The organism is Qipengyuania sp. NPDC077563 (assembly GCF_044901345.1).
Lineage (GTDB): Bacteria > Pseudomonadota > Alphaproteobacteria > Sphingomonadales > Sphingomonadaceae > Qipengyuania > Qipengyuania aestuarii.
This window is the reverse complement of sequence record NZ_JBJDPC010000001.1, coordinates 268,675-286,521: the sequence shown is the minus strand read 5'-3', so window position 1 is coordinate 286,521 and position 17,847 is coordinate 268,675. Positions and strand designations below refer to the sequence as shown.

The window sequence follows — 17,847 nt, the reverse complement described above, 5'->3', positions numbered from 1 at the left end:
TACCTGACCGGAGCATGTCGCAATATCCGTGCGCAGGCGCAAAAAAATATCACTGCGTCTTCAAACCGTGCACCTTTTGCGCTATCTCGTCCTCCAACCATGGTACGACAGTTCCTCGCCTTCCTTGCACTCCTGACGGGTCTTGCCGCTCTCGGCACACCTGCGCAGGCGGCCATGGAAAGCGCAGTCGGGTCGATCGTGGAACAGGCCAGCGGCCAGGAAAGCGACAAGGACGACTCGCAAGTCACCTGCGCGCAGAAGCAGCTCCGGCAGAAGCTTCGTGGTGAAAAGGTTACGCCCTGCAAGAAGCAGGAAACCGTCACCGTCTACATTCCTGCAGTCATGTTCGGCCCTGATCGCGCGTTCGAATAACGCCGCCCGGCATATTCTGTAATCTCTCGCCCTGCGCTCACGATCCGCGCGGGGCTTTCCCACATAATCACATCCTATTGAGGCCTCAGCCTACCCATGCTCAATTCGCTCATGAAAGCCGTCTTCGGCTCGTCAAACGATCGCTACGTCACTTCCATCCGCAAGATCGTCGATCAGATCAACGCGCTCGAGCCGCAGTTGCAGGCACTCAGCGATGATGAACTTCGCGCCCAGACCGACAAGTTTCGCCAGCAGCTGGCCGATGGCAAGACGCTGGACGACATCCTGCCGGAAGCCTTCGCGACGGTAAGGGAAGCATCGGTTCGCGTGCTCGGCATGCGTCACTTCGATGTCCAGATGATCGGCGGTATCGTGCTGCATCGCGGCGAGATCGCAGAGATGCGCACGGGTGAAGGCAAGACCCTCGTCGCCACGCTTGCCACCTATCTCAATGCCATCGAAGGCAAGGGCGTTCACGTTGTAACTGTGAACGACTATCTCGCCAGCCGTGACGCGGAATGGATGGGCCAGTTGCATCAGTTCCTCGGCCTAACGATCGGCGTGATCGTTCCGAACCTGGGCGAAATGCAGCGCCGCGATGCCTATGGCGCGGACATCACCTACGGCACGAACAATGAATTCGGCTTCGATTACCTGCGCGACAATATGAAGCACGAGCGCGGCCAGATGGTCCAGCGCCCCTTCAACTTCGCCGTCGTCGACGAAGTGGACTCCATTCTGATCGACGAGGCCCGTACCCCGCTGATCATTTCGGGCCCCACCGAAGACAAGTCCGAACTGTATGTCACGGTCGATGCGATCGTGAAAAAGATCGAACCGGACTGGTACGAAGCGGACGAAAAAACCAAGAACATCACCTGGACCGAGGACGGCAACGACAAGATCGAGGAGATGCTCAAGGAAGCAGGTCTTCTCGAAACCGACAACCTCTACGACGTCGAGAATACCCAGGTCGTCCACCACCTCGACCAAGCGCTCAAAGCAAACATCATGTTCAAGCGCGATACCGACTATATCGTCAAATACGAAAAGAAGATGCAGCCCGACGGGTCGATGGGCGAAGAAGGCAAGGTCGTCATCATCGACGAATTTACCGGCCGCATGATGGACGGACGGCGCTGGTCCAACGGCTTGCACCAGGCGGTGGAAGCCAAGGAAGGCGTTAAGATCGAGCCTGAGAACCAGACGCTCGCATCGATCACTTTCCAGAACTATTTCCGCATGTATCCCAAGCTTTCCGGCATGACCGGTACGGCGGCTACCGAAGCGGCTGAATTCTGGGACATCTACAAGATGAACGTGGTCGAGATCCCGACCAATGTTCCCGTCCAGCGCATCGACGAAGAAGACGAATTCTACAAGAACACGGCTGACAAATTCAAAGCCATCGCAAAGGCGATCAAGGAAAAGAACGAGATCGGCCAGCCGGTGCTGGTCGGTACGGTATCGATTGAAAAGAGCGAATTGCTCTCCAGCTTCCTCGACAAGGAAGGTGTGAAGCACGAAATCCTGAACGCCCGCCAGCACGAGCGCGAAGCGCATATCGTGGCGCAGGCAGGCCGTATCGGAGCAGTCACGATTGCTACCAACATGGCTGGTCGCGGCACCGACATTCAGCTTGGCGGCAACGTTGAATTCCGCGTGGAGGATGAGCTTTCGGAAATGCCCGAAGGCCCCGAACGCGACGCTGCCATTGCCCGGATCAAGGAAGATGTCGCTGCGGAGAAACAGCGTGTGCTTGAAGCGGGTGGCTTGTTTGTCCTCGCAACCGAACGCCATGAAAGCCGCCGGATTGACAACCAGCTACGCGGACGCTCGGGGCGCCAGGGTGACCCCGGTCTGAGCCGCTTCTACCTCTGTCTCGAAGACGATCTTCTGCGGATCTTCGGGCCCGACACGCTTTTTGCCCGCATGATGAATTCGAACCTCGAGGACGGAGAAGCCATCGGCTCCAAATGGCTTTCGAAGGCTATCGAGACGGCGCAGAAGAAGGTTGAGGCTCGGAACTACGAAATCCGTAAGCAGGTCGTCCAATACGATGATGTCATGAACGACCAGCGCAAGGTCATCTACGAACAGCGCGCCGAAATCATGGATAGCGAGGCAGTCGACGATGTCGTGGTCGACATGCGGCACGATGCCATCAACGGCATGGTCTCCGAACATTGCCCGCCCGGTTCCTATCCCGAGCAATGGGACCTCGACGGCCTCAAGACGAAGGTCGAGGAAGTGTTTGGCATGTCTTTCCCGATGGAAGAATGGCTTCAGGAAGAAGCGATCGAGCCGGAACTTGTCGAAGAACGCATTCGCGAAGAAGCCGATCGCCGCATGGACGAGAAGATCGCGCAGGCGGATCCGTCCATCTGGCGCCGGGTCGAAAAGAGCCTGCTGCTGCAGGAACTCGATCACCAGTGGAAGGATCACCTATCCACGCTCGACGCACTTCGCCAGGTGGTTGGATTGCGCGCCCATGCGCAGAAGCAGCCGCTCAACGAATACAAGCAGGAAGCTTTCGCGCTGTTCGAAAGCATGCTCGACAAGCTGCGCGAGGATGTGACGGCCAAATTGCTGCGTATCCAGCTCGCTGAGCCGGCACCGCTCCCCGCCGTCGACCTTCCCGATCTTCCGGATTTCCTGACCGGACACATCGATCCGCTGACCGGTCTGGATAACTCCAACGATGGTGACGGATCAGAGAGGCGAGCAGCCCTTTTCGGTGCATTAGCGGGCAGCGCGCGCGCAGCTGTCGGGCCGGGCGGATCGGAGACCGAAAATCCCTATGCCGACATGGAGATCAGCCGCAACGATCCTTGCCCCTGCGGTTCGGGCAACAAATACAAGCATTGTCACGGGGCGATCCGCGCCAAGGCTTGATCAACCTCGCTTGACGTGGATAAGATAACGATGGAGGCGGCGAGAGCATGATTTGGCTCATCGCCGCCTTTTTCCTGACAGCGCTGCTTTACGCCAGCGTCGGTTTCGGCGGGGGATCGACCTATAACGCCCTTCTGGCGCTTTCGGGCGTGGACTATCGCATTCTCCCGCTCATTGCGCTTTCCTGCAACATCGTGGTCGTCGCGGGCAGTACGGTGCGGTTTGCCCGAGCAGGAGTGTTGCCTTGGCGCGGAGCGCTTCTTCTCACGGCTCTCGCCGCGCCTGCAGCGTTTCTGGGCGGGTTCACCCCGGTCGGCGAGAAGATATTTCTGACGCTGCTGGGTGCGAGCCTGGTCGTCACCGCGCTAACGATGCTGCTGCCTTTGGGCGTTGGCGAGGGTAAACCCGGACACGCCGCCAAGTTTATGCCCGTGGTGGCTGTCCCGCTGGGCTATCTGGCTGGCGTGGTGGGAATTGGCGGCGGGATATTCCTTGCTCCCTTCCTGCATCTCACGCGCTGGAACGAAGCACGTGCCATCGCTGCGACGGCCAGCCTATTCATTCTCGTGAATTCGCTCTTCGGCCTCGCGGGCCAGATCATGAAGGGCGGAGAAGGGCGCTTTCTCGCCGCCTTCGACGTGGGCCTGCCTCTGATCGTGGCAGTCGCAGTCGCGGGACAGATCGGCAGCCTGCTGGCGCTCAAAGTTCTTCCGCAGCGCTGGATACGCTGGGGTACCGCAGCCCTCACCGCATGGGTGGGAGCAAGGCTACTCTTCGCTATGTAAGAAAGTGGCTCCCCGAGTTGGATTCGAACCAACGACCAAGTGATTAACAGTCACCTACTCTACCGCTGAGCTATCGGGGAGCAGCCCGTCAGGCAGGCCGCGCGTATATGGGGGGCGTTCAGGTTTGGCAAGCGGGCTTTTCGATTTTTTTTGGCATTCCGGCAATTCGTCTTTGCAGTCAGAAGACGAACTGTTCCGACACGATCCGCTCGTCCAGCGCATGACCGGGATCGAACAGCAGGGTCAGCTCGTTTTCGCGCGCGATTTCCAGTTTAACTTCCACGACATGGCGGATTTCGCGCTGGTCAGCGACCGCCGATACCGGACGCTTTTCGGCCTCCATCACCTTGATGGCGACGCGGCTGCGATCGGGTAAAATCGCGCCCTTCCAGCGGCGCGGGCGAAAGGCAGATATCGGTGTGAGCGCCAGCAGTTGCGAATCCAGTGGTAGGATCGGCCCATCGGCAGAGAGATTGTACGCAGTCGAACCGGCGGGTGTTGCCAGCAAGACGCCGTCACAGACCAGCTCTTTGATCCTCACCTTGTCATCGACCATGACTTCGAGCTTTGCTGTCTGCCGCGTTTCACGAAGCAGAGACACTTCATTGATCGCGCAAAAACGGTGGGTCTCTCCGGTTTCGGTGACGGCCTGCATCGAAAGTGGCGCGATTTTGTGCGCCTTGGACCGCGCGATACGAGAAAGCAGTTTTTCGGGTTGGCGGTTCTTGTTCATCAGAAAGCCGACCGTACCCAGATTCACGCCATAGGCGGGCAGAATGCGGCCCTCGTCGAGCATGGCATGCAGGCTTTGCAGCATGAACCCGTCTCCGCCGATCACGACGACGGCCTCTGCATCTTCGATAGGCACCCATTCAGTCAGGTTTTCGAAGATGCCCTCTGCTGCTTCGCGTGCGCGATCGGAGTCGGAAACGAGAAGCGCGAGTTTCTGAAATTCCGGCATGGCCGCCCTGTTCTGTGCTTGTCGCCCCGAACGGCGATACAGGCCCACCCCTATGGACCGGTGTATCGTTTGGCAACAAGACGCATTTTCTTTGGAGTGGGTCCCTGTGCGATGCTACCGGAACCAAAATGGCGACGACCCCCTACAAGGCAGACCGCGAAACGGCGGATGAACTAACCGGTCTTGGCGGCTTGGTGCATCTGCGTGAAACCATTGCTGGCTGGCGCAAGGATTGGCGGGCATCTGCGCGACCGTGTCCGATCAATGCCATGCTCGTCTCGCTCGGCCGCATCGATACGGTGAATGTGGCGTTCGGTGAAACTGCAGGCGACCTCGCCTTGGTTGAGGTCGCGCGGCGCATACGGCATTTTGCAGGGGATGAGCTGGAAAGTGACACCTGGCTGGCCACACGTCTGGTCGGCGGGAACTTCCTCCTTATCGCTCGGGCTGAGATGAGCGTGGACAGGTGGCAGTGGCTGGCCGAAGCATTGGCCGATGCGCTGGCGGCGCCGATAGCAAATCCGACTGGTGAAAGCAGCTTGCGCCTGTGGCCGCGGATCTCCCTCATGAAGTGGGGTGAGAGCGATGATGTCGACATCATGCTGGATCGGCTATCAGAGGTTTCGGCGCGTCTCCGCATGAGCAGCGGGAGGCGTATTGCCTGGTCCGACGGAGCGATGGATTCCGTCGCCCGCACTCATATCGAGCTCGAAGCCGATCTCCTTGCAGCAATCGATCGAGATGAAATCGAGATCCTTTTCCAACCGCAGTTTTCCTTGGCCGACGACAGGGTAGTCGGTGCCGAGGCGCTGGCGCGGTGGCAGCACTCGATTGTCGGCGAGATCGGCGCAGACATGCTCTTCCAGATTGCGGAGCGTGCTGATCATGTTGCGCAGCTGTCGCGGCACGTCGCGGAGCGAGCCTTGGAGAAGGCCAGGGACTGGCCGGCCGACCTCCAGCTTTCCATCAACATTACGCCATCTGATCTGGCTGCCGACAATTTCGCGTCGGATTTCACCCGCATGGCAGAGCGCAGCGGTTTTGCGCTCTCCCGGATCACCCTTGAGATAACCGAGCATGTTCTCGTTGCGGAGACGGAGCGTGTCGACCGGATGCTGCAGAGGCTGAAGCAACTGGGGGTTTCAATCGCGCTTGATGATTTCGGGGCCGGCTTCTGCAATTTTCATTATCTGAAAGTGCTTCCCATCGACTCGCTCAAACTCGATCGTTCCATGCTTGCAGGAGTGATCGAGAACGGGCGGGACCGGGCTGTGTTTCGCGCGATCATCGGAATGGCGAAGGCACTCGACCTGAAGGTCCTGGTTGAAGGTGTGGAGACGGAAGAACAACGCGCCTTCATCGCGGCAGAAGGGTGCAGCTATTATCAGGGCTTCCTGCGCGCTGCCGCTGTCCAGAAATCCCAATTCGCCGAGCTTGTCGCTCACCAGTAATTCACACAGGCGCTTTCTTCTGTTTACCCGATTTCCTCACGATCGAACATAGGCCCTTCGTAAGCTGGAAGAGCCCATTGAGCCTGCTCTCGGGCGAATTCCATGCCCGGCTGATGACCAGTTTCATATCCGGCCGCAGTTTCGCAGTACCCTTCAGCCGATCGACATAGGCGATCAAGCCGGGCCCATCGGCGAAATCGTCATTGTGGAAGGTCACCAGAGTGCCCGCCGCGCCGACGTCAATCTTGGAAATGTTGGCTTCCATCGCCTGAAGCTTGATCTGGATCAGCCGCACGAGATTTTCAGTGGCGGAGGGCAGCGGCCCGAAGCGGTCGATCATCTCGGCGGCCAACGCTTCGATTTCGCCTTGGTTCTCTGCATCGTTCAGGCGGCGATAGAGCGCCATGCGGACTGCGAGATCGGGAACGTAGTCTTCCGGAATCATGATCGGCGCATCGACAGTGATTTGCGGGCTGACCGTTTCCTTCTTGGCTTCCAGCCCCAATTCGCCAGCCTTCGCGGCCAGGATCGCGTCTTCCAGCATCGACTGGTAGAGTTCGAAGCCGACCTCCCGGATATGGCCTGACTGCTCGTCACCGAGCAGATTGCCGGCGCCGCGAATATCGAGATCGTGGCTGGCAAGCTGGAAACCTGCACCGAGGCTGTCGAGATCGCCGAGTACCTTGAGACGCTTTTCTGCCACTTCCGACAGAGCAACGTCTTTCTCGTAAGTGAGATAGGCATAAGCACGCAGTTTGGAGCGCCCCACACGTCCGCGCAGCTGATAGAGCTGGGCGAGGCCGAAAATATCGGCGCGGTGTATGATGATGGTGTTCGCGCTTGGCAAATCCAGGCCGCTTTCCACGATCGTGGTGGCGAGAAGGACATCGTATTTGCCCTCGTAGAAAGCGCTCATGCGCTCCTCGATTTCTCCCGCACTCATCTGGCCGTGGGCGGAAACGAATTTTACTTCGGGCACGTTCTCATGCAACCAGTCGGAAATCTGCTCCATGTCGGAGATGCGCGGCACGACGATGAAGCTCTGACCGCCGCGGTGATGTTCACGAAGCAGCGCTTCGCGCATCACCATATCGTCCCACTCCATGACATAGGTACGCACGGCGAGGCGGTCGACTGGCGGGGTCTGGATGGTGGATAGTTCGCGCAGACCAGTCATCGCCATCTGCAGAGTGCGGGGGATGGGCGTTGCGGTGAGAGTGAGCATATGCACGTCGGCGCGAAGCTGCTTGAGCTTCTCCTTGTGCGTCACGCCAAAGCGCTGTTCCTCGTCCACGATGACAAGACCCAGATCCTTGAACTTGGTCTGTTTCGAAAGGATCGCATGGGTGCCGACGACGATATCGACATCTCCGCTGGCAAGACCCTCGCGGGTTTCTTTCGTTTCCTTCGCCGACACCAGGCGGGACAGGCGGCCGACCTTCAGCGGAAAGCCGGAGAAACGCTGGCTGAAATTCTCGTAGTGCTGCCGAGCGAGGAGAGTTGTGGGCGCGACCACGGCGACCTGCTGGCCGTTCATCGCCGCGACGAAAGCGGCGCGTAGGGCGACCTCGGTCTTGCCGAAGCCCACATCGCCGCAGACCAGTCGGTCCATCGGTTTGCCGCTTTCGAGATCGGACAGGACATCCGAAATCGCGCGGTCCTGATCGTCCGTCTCCTCGTATTGAAAACGGTCGAGGAACTGGTTGTAGGTAGGCTCGTCCACTTCCAGCACCGGCGCTTTCCTGAGCGCGCGCTGGGCCGCCACCTGCATGAGCTCGCCAGCTATTTCCTGGATGCGCTCTTTCAGGCGCGCTCGGCGCTTCTGCCATGCCTCGCCGCCCAGCCGATCGAGCATCACCGCTTCTTCGGAAGAGCCGTAGCGGCTCAGAACATCGATATTCTCGACCGGAATGAAAAGCTTGTCGCCGCCCTTATATTCGAGCTGGACGCAATCGTGCTTCGACTTGCCGACGCTGACCGGTTCAAGGCCGAGATACTTGCCGATGCCATGCTCTGTATGGACGATGAGATCGCCGACGGCGAGTGCCTGCAATTCGGCGAGAAAGGCGTCGGCGTCCTTGCGCTTCTTCTTGCGGCGGACCAGCCGGTCCCCGAGGATGTCCTGCTCGGTGAGCAGCTCCATCTCGTCATTAGCAAAACTGGCTTCCAGCGGCAGCACCATGGCGGCCGGCTTGCCCTTCGCGGAGAGCCCGAGCGCCTCCTGCCAGCTATCGGCCAGCTGCACCGGCGCACCGGCTTCCGAAAGTATCGATGCGATACGCGCGCGGCTGCCGGTGGAATAGGCGGCCAGCAGCGGTCTCTTGCCGGCCTTGCCCAGCGCTTTCAGGTGATCGGCGAGAATGGGATAGACATTGTCCCCGCGCGCACGTTCAGGCGCGAAATCGCGGCCCGAACGGAAGCCGAAATCGATGACCGTGTCACTCTCCGGCTCGTCAAAAGTGGTCGCGCGATGGGCAGGGGCGTCAGCCAGACCGGATTTGAATTCCTCGTCCGTCAAATACAGCGCGTCGGGTTTGAGCGGGCGGTAGCTGCCCTTGGCCTGACCGCTCGCTGCCTTGCGCTGGTCGTAATAGTCGGCGACGTCCTTGATGCGCTCGTCCGCAGCAGCAAGGCTGGCATTATCGATGACCACCACGTCGCCATCGTCGAGATGGTCGAACAGCGTGACAAGCCGGTCTTCGAACAGTGGCAGCCAGTGCTCCATCCCTGCAAGACGGCGTCCTTCGCTGACCGCTTCGTAGAGCGGATCCTGCGTCGCATTCGCGCCGAACATCTCGCGATACCGACTGCGAAAACGCTTGATGCTGTCCTCGTCGAGGAGAGCTTCGCTGGCAGGCAGGAGCAGATGATTGTCGAGCCGTCCGGTGCTCATCTGGGTGTTCGGATCAAAGCTGCGCAGGCTTTCCAGTTCGTCTCCGAAAAAATCGAGCCGTAGCGCCTCGTCGAGACCGCTGGGGAAGACATCCACGATCGAGCCGCGAATGGCGTATTCGCCCTTGTCGATTACCGTATCGGTGCGGCTGTACCCCTGCTTCTGCAACAGCAGCGAGAGGCTGTCGCGCCCGATCTCCGTTCCCGGCTTGAATTCGCGCACGCTTTCGCGAATGCGGAAAGGCGTCAGGACGCGCTGGAGCACCGCGTTGGCCGTTGTGACGACAAGTTGCGCCTTGGCTTTGCCGGTCTGCAGGCGATGCAAGGCCGCGAGGCGTTTGGCGCTGACGCTCAGCGCCGGGCTCGCGCGGTCGTAGGGCAGCGAATCCCATGCCGGGAATTCGATCACCTCGAGCTCGGGCGCAAAGAAATTCGCAGCATCGGCCACGCTCCGCATCGCCGCATCGTCGGGCGCGATGAAGACTGCTCGCCCTTTTCCGGCGCGCGCAAGATCGGCCATGACGAGCGGCTGCGCGCCGCGCGCGACCTGCGCGAGAGTGAGTTGCTTTTCGGCTTTCAGGATTCGGGAGAGATCGGGCATTACAGCGTCAGCGCCGTAAGCCCTGCGCCGTTCCCGTCAATGCGTCTTGTTCTTCCTCAGCGAGGAATATCGACGTAATCGAGTTCCTGCATCTTCTCGATCAGTTCGCCCTGGAAACGCGGCGGCGTGGCCTGTGTCTTCAATGCCCAGGCCATGATGTCGACATCGTCTTCTTCCAGCAGCGCCTCGAACCATGCGAGTTCTTCGGTGCCCCATTCCTTGTGATAACGGTCGAAGAAGCCGCCGATCATATAGTCGGCTTCGCGCGTGCCGCGGTGCCAGCTGCGGAATTTGCAACGGGCGAGGCGACCTTCGGGGGTAAGCATTTCAGGCATGAGGGACGGGTAGGGCACTCGCCAAACCCGCGCAAGCCGCTATAGGGTCTCGAGCATGCGGCCCGAAGTCCTCAACCCCCTGTTCGCCGAAGCCGAGACGCTGGATGGCGTCGGCCCGAAACTGAAGAAGCCCCTTGCGCGGCTGGGCCTGCTGCGGATCAAGGACGTGGCCTATCACCTGCCCGAAAGGTTCGTTTCGCGCCGTGCCGTCGAAAAGGTTGACGATGCGGGAGAGGGTGAAAACATCGTCCTCAAGCTGAACGTGACCGAGCATCGCGGCAGCCGTAACCCACGCGCGCCCTACCGTGTTCTGGCGCAGGACAGCGTGGGCAATGTCCTCGCGCTCAGCTATTTCGGCAGGGCATCCTACACCGCGAAGAAGCAGCTGCCTGTCGGCGAAACCCGCTGGGTGGCGGGGAAGCTGGAACGCTATGGCGACATGCTCCAAATCGTCCATCCGGATCATGTGGTCGAGGAAGGCGGCGATACGCTCCAGCGGCTGTGCGAACCGGTCTACAGATTGTCCGAAGGGCTGACGCAGCCGCGCCTTTCCGGTCTTGTCGAGCAGGCCTTGTCCAAGCTGCCGAAACTGGCAGAGTGGATCGAACCTGCTCAGCTTGCGAAAGCCGACTGGCCCCAATGGCATGCCGCGTTGAAAGCGGCGCACAAGGGCGAGGACAAGTCCGCCCGCGACCGCCTGGCCTATGACGAGCTGCTGGCGAACAGCCTGGCGCTGCTGCTGGTGCGGGCCGACAATCGCAGGCGCCGCGGCCAGGCCCTGCAAGGGGACGGGAGCTATCGCGGCAAGCTGGATCTACCATTTCCGCTGACAGGCGCGCAGAAGCGTTCGATCGCCGAAATCGAAGGCGATATGGCGCAGGAAGCCCCCATGCTTCGCCTGCTTCAGGGCGATGTCGGTGCGGGCAAGACCGTTGTCGCACTGGAAGCGATGCTCATTGCAGTGGAGGCAGGGGCGCAGGCCGCGCTCCTCGCGCCAACCGAAATCCTCGCTCGCCAGCATTACGAAAGCCTGCGCAGGATGGCCGAACCGACCGGAGCGCAGGTCGCGCTGTTGACCGGGCGGGACAAGGGCAAAGCGCGCGAGGGCACGCTGATGGGATTGCTCGACGGCAGCATCGACATCGTGGTGGGTACGCACGCCATATTTCAGGACAAGGTTGCCTATCGCAATCTTGCCATGGTCGTGATCGACGAGCAGCATCGCTTCGGCGTCGGCCAGCGGCTGATGCTGGCGAGCAAGGGCAGGCGCGCACCTCATGTGCTCGCGATGACCGCGACGCCTATCCCGCGCACGCTGACGCTCGCCCAATATGGCGAGCTCGATGTCAGCAAGCTGGATGAACTTCCCCCTGGCAGGCAGGCGATCGATACGGTGGTGATGGGTCAGGACCGCATTCCTGCCCTGGTCGAGCGGCTTGCCGCGCAATTTGCCGAGGGCCGCCAGGCTTTCTGGGTTTGCCCCATGGTCCGAGAGATCGATGGACCCGAAGAGATCGCTGCCGCAGAAGCGCGCTATGCTTCCTTGAAAGAGCGGTTCGGCGACGATGTTGTGATGGTGCATGGCCAGCTCGCACCCGAGCAGAAGGACGCTGCGATGGAGCGTTTCGCGCGCGGCGAGGCGCGGCTGCTGGTGGCGACAACGGTAATCGAGGTCGGGGTCGACGTGCCCAATGCCACGCTCATGGTAATCGAGCAGGCAGAGCGCTTCGGCCTTGCCCAGCTGCACCAGTTACGGGGCCGTGTCGGTCGTGGCAGCGAAAAGAGCTTTTGCGTCCTGCTGCATGGAGAAACCCTCTCCGAGACTGCTCAGAAAAGACTGGCGCTGATGCGGGAAAGCCAGGACGGATTCCTGCTCGCCGAGGAAGATCTGAAATTGCGGGGAGGCGGTGAACTGCTCGGCACGCGTCAGTCGGGTGATACACCCTTTTCTATCGCCACCTTCGAGCAGATCACGGAGTTGCTGCCCAAGGCGCATGACGATGCCCGACTTCTCATGGAGCGCGATGGCGGACTGGAAGGCAAGCGCGGCGAGGCGGCGCGCACGCTGCTCTATCTGTTTGAGCGTGATTTCGGTGTGAAAACCCTGCGTGGGGGCTAGAAGCCGAGCGCTTCGAGTTCTCTCTCCACAGCGGAAAGGTAACCACCCCCGAAAAGGCGGACGTGAAGCAGCCAGGTCCATAGCCGGTAGACCGGCTGGCGATCTTCCCATCCCGCTTCGAAAGCCATCTGCTCGAAAAACGCCGGTGGCGGATTGTCGAACACTGTCAGCGTGGCGGCATCGACCTCCGCATGGCCGAAATAGGCACACGGATCGATAAGTCCGCTGATGTGGCTCCCGGAAACAAGCACGTTTCCGCCCCACATGTCGCCGTGAAGCAGCGCGGGACGGGGTCTCGCAGGAAGCATGTCGCCCAAATTCGATGACAAAGCTTCCAACCTCTTGCCCGTTGCAGCATCCAGGTGGGGCGCATGGCACAGCAGGCGGTTATGCGCCCAGAAGGATGGCCAGTCATCCGACCTGTTGTTCGCGACCGTGACATGCCGAAGCGCGTAATCTTCCGGCCAGCCATAGCTTTCGCCCGTTATCTCATGCAGGGAGGTGAGGGCATGGGCTAGCGCTGTCCAGGCTTCACCGGAGAGCGATCCGTCAGAGGGCAGGCATTCGATGAGTAGAACGTCATCCTCGCAGTCCAGAACTTCGGGAACCGGGGCAGAGCTTTCGCTCATCGCCTGAAGCATCCGGCCCTCCATATCGACTACGGGACCGTGTTTGGCGACCAGCATTCGGCCGTCTGCCAGGCGAATTTCGCTCGCTCCGGAAATGTCGCCGCCGGGATATCGCCGCAGTGCGGTTACCTCGGCGCCGGTAAGGCGATGCACCACTTTGTGGATCGCATCGCTCACCGCGTCTTTTCCAATACGCGCTGGACGATCCCGCGCACGTCTACCCGGGCCTTCAGCCTTGCGCCTAGCAGCGCCGTCCCGCTGACCTTGCGCTGCACGAAAAGCGTTTCTGCAGGAGGGAGGTGCCAGCTTTCGCGATCGCGGGCGATCGGCATGACCGTTTCGCGGATCTCTGGCACGAAGGCCCGGTCACCGAAGTCCAGCGGCTCGGGCCGGGCCATTTGGGTCACCGCGATGTCGACCGCTTTCCGCATGGCTTGCGGATGGCGGTCTAGCGCCTTGGGATTGACGAAGGCCGCGTCGATAGCGGCGTCGAGCACCGCTTCGCGATCCTCCGCCAATCCTGCTGTCAGCAGGCGTCGATAGTCTTGCGAGATGGTGTCGGATACTTCGCGTGCGGCGCCAAAATCGAGGAGGACGATACGGCCCGTGGATGCTTGCCAGCGATAATTGGCGAAATTCGGGTCGGTCTGCATCAGTTGGGCTTCGAACAGTTCGCGCGCCACCAGTTCCACGAGATGCGCAAAGACTTCGTCCCGGATACCCTGTTCGGCATCTGCAAGCGCCTCGATCGGAGAGCCTTCTTCGTAACTCATTGCCAAAATGCGCGGCGTGGTAAGATCGGTGTCGAGCGCGGGAACGACGAATTGCGGCTGGTCGGCCAGCAACTCTCCGAAACGGGTCATCATCTGCCCCTCGCGCTCGTAATCGGCTTCTTCGTGCAGCTGTTCTTTCGCCGCCACGAGAAGAGGCGCGATATCCAGTTCGGGAGGGAGCAATCCCGTCAGCTTCAAGAGAGTAGCGACATTGTCGACATCGGAACCGATGCTTTGCGCAACGCCGGGATATTGGACCTTGATGGCGAGTGTCCGGCCATCAGGCGTCAGGGCGCGATGAACCTGACCGATGGAAGCGGCGGCGATGGGGCGGGGTTCGAACCGGCGGAACTTGCGTCTCCAGTCCTTGCCCCACTCCTGTTGCAAAACCTTGTCCAGCTGGCGCGGGGGCATGAAATCGGCGCGGTCGCGCAAGCGGGAAAGGATGTCGGAAAGCTCGGGAGGCAGGACGTCCCCGGCGTCCATGGAAATCATCTGGCCCAGTTTCATGGCCGCCCCGCGCAAATGGGCGAGCCGGTCGGTGAGCCGCCGTACGTTACCGGGCGTCAGCAGTAGCTGGTCCATGCTGGGGCGTTCGCCACTCGCCAAGCGGCGCGCCCCTTCGCTAAGCATTCCGCCTGCAACGCCTCCTGCGAGAAGCGTGAAGCCGCCCAGCCTTCCGATACGCGAAGACGGGACCGAACGATGGCGCGAAGGCTTGTCGTCGTCACTCATCCTCGGTCAGTTATTCTCATTAATCAGGACCGCTACAAGAGCGTCTGCTCCGGCCTTCACCTCGTTCCACGTTGTGGTGAAGCCTTCCGGGCCACCGTACCAGGGGTCGGCGACCTCTCGACCCTGCTGGCCCGGGACAAGGTCGAGCAGCATCGCCACATGAGCCTTGCCATCGCCCGGATCGACCGCGGCAATATTGGTCATGTTGGACGCGTCCATACCCAGAATATAGTCGAATTCGTGAAAATCGGCGGCCTGCAATTGGCGGCCTCGGTAACCGGAGATGTCGATGTCGTGCTTGCGCGCTTCGGCGATGCTGCGCGGATCGGGCCTCTCCCCCACGTGATAGTTCGCCGTCCCGGCGCTCTCGACCTCTACATCCAGCCCGGCATCCTGCGCAGCGGCACGGAAAGCGGCCTCCGCCAACGGTGAACGGCAAATGTTGCCGAGGCAAACGAACAGCACCTTAATTTTGCTCATGGAGCGAGCCTAACAGCTTGGGTCGGGCCGCGCCAAGCGTTTGCCGCCGCAAGGCCGAGAAACCTCGAATGGTTAATTTAGGGTTTTCATAATAGGTGACCGAAAAGTAACCTTGCATGAAACGGATTGTTAAGCGTTTCGGCGTAGATATGACCCTATGGTTAACTATCATCGCGCCTTCGCCAGCAGTCTGGCCCTTTCGGTTTTCCTCGCTGCACCAGCTGCTTATGCCGCCGGTGTCGAGGCAGGTACTCTCATCGAGAACACTGCAACGGCGACCTACGACGATGGTACGGGGTCCGTCTCGGTCCCGTCGAACACCGTCACTCTACGGGTCGACGAAGTGCTGGATGTTACCGTCACCTCGCTGAATTCCGGGCCTGTATCCGCGTCCTCGGGCACGGCGGTGCTGACTTTCGAAGTTACCAATATCGGCAACGGCCCCGAAGCTTTCCGGCTAACGGCCAATCCCAGCATTTCGGGCAACGACTTCGATACCGATATCGATGACATTGCGGTCGATACCAACGATAACGGGACCTACGATCCCGGCGTGGATCAGATATTGACCGCGCCCGAAACCACGAAGGTTCTCGCTGCCGGTGAAGCCATCAAGGTCTTCGTCATCACGAGCATCCCCGGAATGGTCCTCGACGGGCAGAAAAGCACTGTCGATCTGCTGGCCGAAGCCGTCACCGGTACCGGCACGCCGGGCACGGTTTTCGCCGGGCAGGGCGTCGATGGCGGGGATGCGATCGTCGGCGGTAACGGTGCCGACGACAATGCCACCGGGTCGATCATCATCGGCATCACCAAGGTCGATCTGGTGAAGTCCGCCACGGTCAGCGATCCTTGGGGCGGCACGAGCGCGGTGCCTGGCGCAGTCGTTTCCTACACCATCACGGCAAATGTCACTGGTCGCGGAACGGTCAGCGACCTTGTGGTGGCCGACATTTTCCCGGCCGGCACGACCTATACCGCCGGGACGCTGGCGCTTGATGCTGCCGGCCTCACCGATGCTACCGACGCCGATGCAGGCGAAAGCTCTGCCACCGGGATTTCCGTAAAACTAGGCACGGTCGCGGGCGGCACCAGCCATTCCGTCACTTTCGACGTCACCATCGACTGAACTGATTGATCACATGGAATTCGGAAAAATGAAGAAATTCGCCAGCACCTTCGCCATCGCCCTGCTCATGGCCGGCACGCTGGGTGTGACCGCAGCGCCCGCCCAAGCGCAGCAGAAGGACATCGACCTCAAGGGTGACGTAAAGCTCGAGAAGGTCGTGACGGGCGAGAACGGCGAAGACACGGTCGAACTGGTCACGCCGGACACGATTGTGCCCGGCGACAAGCTCATCTTCGGCACCGATTATTCCAACAAGGGCACGCAGGCTGTTGCCAATTTCGTGGTGACGAACCCGGTTCCCAAGGCTGTCCGCCTGGCGCCCGACGCTAGCGACGAGCTGATCGTCTCGGTCGATGGCGGCGAGAGCTGGGGCAGGCTTTCGGCGCTGACAGTGACCGGCGAAGACGGCGCCCAGCGCGCGGCCGCGCCGGAAGATGTGACTCACATTCGCTGGACGCTGGCCTCGGTTGCGCCGGGCGCGAGCGGACGGCTCGAATACCCAGCTATCATCCGCTGAAGGGCGGACGGTAACCGCCAAGTTCTGCGGGCGGTAAGCGAAGCGCGGACACATACTAAGGAAGTGTAAGATGAAACGCACCAAGCAAATGCTGGGTGCGACGAGTGCGATTGCACTTGTCGCCCTCAGTTCCAGCCCTGCGCTGGCGGCGGGCACTTCGGCTGGTGACAAGATTACCAACAACGTCTCGGTAAGCTTCGACGTTGGTAATATCACCCAGACCGCAGTTACTGCTTCTGACGAGTTCACGGTCGACCGCAAGGTCAATGTGACCGTCACAGTCGACCAGGCATCCGTGTCGGTAACACCGGGCCAGAACAGAGCCGTTCTGGCATTCGAGGTCACCAACCTCTCGAACGACGCCGTCGATTACCAGCTCAGCGCCCTTGCCGACACTGGCAATCCGGCAGGTCTGAATAACGTCCGCATTTATCTCGATACGAATAAGGACGGCATTCTCGACCAGACCGAAATCGACGCCGGTCCGATTACCTATCTCGACAACATGACCGCAGACGAGATGCGTCAGGTCCTCGTTGTGGGCGACATCGGTCTGAATGCTGCGAATAGCAGCGAATTCGACGTCGTTCTGACGGCCGACGCACGCGCCCTGTCGGGCACACCCGCATCGCCGGGTGCCGCATTGGTCAACAGCACTGGTGCGAACACTGCGGGCGTGGACACGGTTCTGGCCGATGGTGCCGGTGACAGCGATAACGCCGGCGAGGGCGATTTCTCGGCCCGCGGTACCTATGCTGTTTCGGCTGCCGATGTGACTGTCTCGAAGACCAGCCGCATCATCAGCGATCCGCTCAACAACACGACCAATCCGAAAGCAATTCCGGGTGCCGTGGTCGAATACTGCATCGTAGTGTCGAATGCTTCGGGCGGCGCGACCGCAACCGGCATCGACGTGACCGACGCCCTGCCGGCCGACGTCACTTACGACAGCAGCTTCGGCATCTTCGTGAATGGCGATGCGACCTGCGCAAATGGCACGAACGGTCTGACCGCGACGCCGCCGACCGCGGCTTTCGCAGATCCCAATGTCACTGCCGATCTCAGCGACATCGGTTCGGCTCAGAGCCGTTCCGTCTACTTCCGCGTGACCATCAACTGATCACCTGAAGCAGAACGTGCGTTTCCGTTCCTCCTTCCGGCTTTTGGCAGCAG

General features: G+C 60.6%; 14 protein-coding genes and 1 tRNA gene. 8 read left to right on the top strand and 7 right to left on the bottom strand.

What is annotated here, in order from left to right; genetic code table 11:
- Positions 1 to 99 precede the first annotated feature (99 nt).
- From ACI2I1_RS01425 to ACI2I1_RS01415, 3 genes are all read left to right on the top strand, one after another.
- On the top strand, positions 100 to 372 hold the full coding sequence (locus ACI2I1_RS01425) for a hypothetical protein (RefSeq protein WP_221543059.1): 273 nt from the start codon (positions 100 to 102) through the stop codon (positions 370 to 372).
- A gap of 96 nt (positions 373 to 468) precedes the next feature.
- The gene (gene secA, locus ACI2I1_RS01420; protein WP_221543060.1) at positions 469 to 3,267 is read left to right on the top strand and encodes a preprotein translocase subunit SecA; all 2,799 of its coding nucleotides are present in this window, start codon (positions 469 to 471) and stop codon (positions 3,265 to 3,267) included.
- Between the two features lie 47 nt (positions 3,268 to 3,314).
- Entirely contained in the window at positions 3,315 to 4,052 is a 738-nt protein-coding gene (locus ACI2I1_RS01415) for a sulfite exporter TauE/SafE family protein (protein ID WP_404677614.1), read from the top strand.
- Between the two features lie 5 nt (positions 4,053 to 4,057).
- Here the strand turns inward: ACI2I1_RS01415 and ACI2I1_RS01410 are convergent.
- Together ACI2I1_RS01410 and ACI2I1_RS01405 are read right to left on the bottom strand one after the other, a co-directional pair.
- A tRNA-Asn gene (locus ACI2I1_RS01410) sits at positions 4,058 to 4,132 on the bottom strand.
- Positions 4,133 to 4,230: 98 nt separating this feature from the next.
- Positions 4,231 to 5,013, bottom strand: coding sequence for an NAD kinase (locus ACI2I1_RS01405; protein ID WP_404677613.1), 783 nt, complete (start codon positions 5,011 to 5,013; stop codon positions 4,231 to 4,233).
- 128 nt (positions 5,014 to 5,141) lie between these two features.
- Between ACI2I1_RS01405 and ACI2I1_RS01400 the strand changes: the two genes are divergently transcribed.
- Positions 5,142 to 6,464, top strand: a complete 1,323-nt coding sequence (locus ACI2I1_RS01400) for a GGDEF domain-containing phosphodiesterase (RefSeq protein WP_404677612.1) — start codon at positions 5,142 to 5,144, stop codon at positions 6,462 to 6,464.
- A 1-nt stretch (position 6,465) separates the two neighbouring features.
- On the opposite strand, the gene mfd is transcribed toward ACI2I1_RS01400, so the two are convergent.
- Both mfd and ACI2I1_RS01390 read right to left on the bottom strand, forming a co-directional pair.
- Entirely contained in the window at positions 6,466 to 9,957 is a 3,492-nt protein-coding gene (gene mfd / locus ACI2I1_RS01395; RefSeq protein ID WP_404677611.1) for a transcription-repair coupling factor, read from the bottom strand.
- A gap of 56 nt (positions 9,958 to 10,013) precedes the next feature.
- A complete protein-coding gene (locus tag ACI2I1_RS01390; RefSeq protein ID WP_221543065.1) occupies positions 10,014 to 10,292 on the bottom strand; it encodes a succinate dehydrogenase assembly factor 2 in 279 nt (92 codons plus the stop codon).
- A 55-nt stretch (positions 10,293 to 10,347) separates the two neighbouring features.
- On the opposite strand from ACI2I1_RS01390, the gene recG reads away from it, so the two are divergent.
- A complete protein-coding gene (gene recG, locus ACI2I1_RS01385; RefSeq protein WP_404677610.1) occupies positions 10,348 to 12,411 on the top strand; it encodes an ATP-dependent DNA helicase RecG in 2,064 nt (687 codons plus the stop codon).
- On the opposite strand, the gene ACI2I1_RS01380 is transcribed toward recG, so the two are convergent.
- The 3 genes from ACI2I1_RS01380 to ACI2I1_RS01370 are packed head-to-tail and all read right to left on the bottom strand — an operon-like array spanning position 12,408 to position 15,028.
- The gene (locus ACI2I1_RS01380) at positions 12,408 to 13,217 is read right to left on the bottom strand and encodes a fructosamine kinase family protein (protein WP_404677609.1); all 810 of its coding nucleotides are present in this window, start codon (positions 13,215 to 13,217) and stop codon (positions 12,408 to 12,410) included. The two genes, recG and ACI2I1_RS01380, sit on opposite strands and share 4 nt — an antisense overlap.
- The gene (locus tag ACI2I1_RS01375; RefSeq protein ID WP_404677608.1) at positions 13,214 to 14,548 is read right to left on the bottom strand and encodes an ABC1 kinase family protein; all 1,335 of its coding nucleotides are present in this window, start codon (positions 14,546 to 14,548) and stop codon (positions 13,214 to 13,216) included. The genes ACI2I1_RS01380 and ACI2I1_RS01375 overlap by 4 nt, the downstream gene beginning before the upstream one ends.
- 6 nt (positions 14,549 to 14,554) lie before the next feature.
- Complete coding sequence (locus tag ACI2I1_RS01370) at positions 14,555 to 15,028, bottom strand: low molecular weight protein-tyrosine-phosphatase (protein ID WP_404677607.1); 474 nt, start codon at positions 15,026 to 15,028, stop codon at positions 14,555 to 14,557.
- Between the two features lie 157 nt (positions 15,029 to 15,185).
- Between ACI2I1_RS01370 and ACI2I1_RS01365 the strand changes: the two genes are divergently transcribed.
- From ACI2I1_RS01365 to ACI2I1_RS01355, 3 genes are all read left to right on the top strand, one after another.
- Positions 15,186 to 16,157, top strand: a complete 972-nt coding sequence (locus ACI2I1_RS01365; RefSeq protein WP_404677606.1) for a hypothetical protein — start codon at positions 15,186 to 15,188, stop codon at positions 16,155 to 16,157.
- 13 nt (positions 16,158 to 16,170) lie between these two features.
- Positions 16,171 to 16,674: a hypothetical protein gene (locus ACI2I1_RS01360; protein WP_404677605.1), complete on the top strand. Its 504-nt coding sequence runs from the start codon at positions 16,171 to 16,173 to the stop codon at positions 16,672 to 16,674.
- A gap of 70 nt (positions 16,675 to 16,744) precedes the next feature.
- A complete protein-coding gene (locus tag ACI2I1_RS01355; RefSeq protein ID WP_404677604.1) occupies positions 16,745 to 17,794 on the top strand; it encodes a hypothetical protein in 1,050 nt (349 codons plus the stop codon).
- The last annotated feature ends 53 nt before the right edge of the window (positions 17,795 to 17,847 follow it).

Bases quoted from the DNA above. Each gene is read 5' to 3' on its own strand.
- ACI2I1_RS01425 (WP_221543059.1), top strand. From the start codon at position 100: ATGGTACGACAGTTCCTCGCCTTCCTTGCACTCCTGACGGGTCTTGCC.
- secA (WP_221543060.1), top strand. From the start codon at position 469: ATGCTCAATTCGCTCATGAAAGCCGTCTTCGGCTCGTCAAACGATCGC.
- ACI2I1_RS01415 (WP_404677614.1), top strand. From the start codon at position 3,315: ATGATTTGGCTCATCGCCGCCTTTTTCCTGACAGCGCTGCTTTACGCC.
- ACI2I1_RS01405 (WP_404677613.1), bottom strand. From the start codon at position 5,013: ATGCCGGAATTTCAGAAACTCGCGCTTCTCGTTTCCGACTCCGATCGC.
- ACI2I1_RS01400 (WP_404677612.1), top strand. From the start codon at position 5,142: ATGGCGACGACCCCCTACAAGGCAGACCGCGAAACGGCGGATGAACTA.
- mfd (WP_404677611.1), bottom strand. From the start codon at position 9,957: ATGCCCGATCTCTCCCGAATCCTGAAAGCCGAAAAGCAACTCACTCTC.
- ACI2I1_RS01390 (WP_221543065.1), bottom strand. From the start codon at position 10,292: ATGCCTGAAATGCTTACCCCCGAAGGTCGCCTCGCCCGTTGCAAATTC.
- recG (WP_404677610.1), top strand. From the start codon at position 10,348: ATGCGGCCCGAAGTCCTCAACCCCCTGTTCGCCGAAGCCGAGACGCTG.
- ACI2I1_RS01375 (WP_404677608.1), bottom strand. From the start codon at position 14,548: ATGAGTGACGACGACAAGCCTTCGCGCCATCGTTCGGTCCCGTCTTCG.
- ACI2I1_RS01370 (WP_404677607.1), bottom strand. From the start codon at position 15,028: ATGAGCAAAATTAAGGTGCTGTTCGTTTGCCTCGGCAACATTTGCCGT.
- ACI2I1_RS01365 (WP_404677606.1), top strand. From the start codon at position 15,186: ATGGTTAACTATCATCGCGCCTTCGCCAGCAGTCTGGCCCTTTCGGTT.
- ACI2I1_RS01360 (WP_404677605.1), top strand. From the start codon at position 16,171: ATGGAATTCGGAAAAATGAAGAAATTCGCCAGCACCTTCGCCATCGCC.
- ACI2I1_RS01355 (WP_404677604.1), top strand. From the start codon at position 16,745: ATGAAACGCACCAAGCAAATGCTGGGTGCGACGAGTGCGATTGCACTT.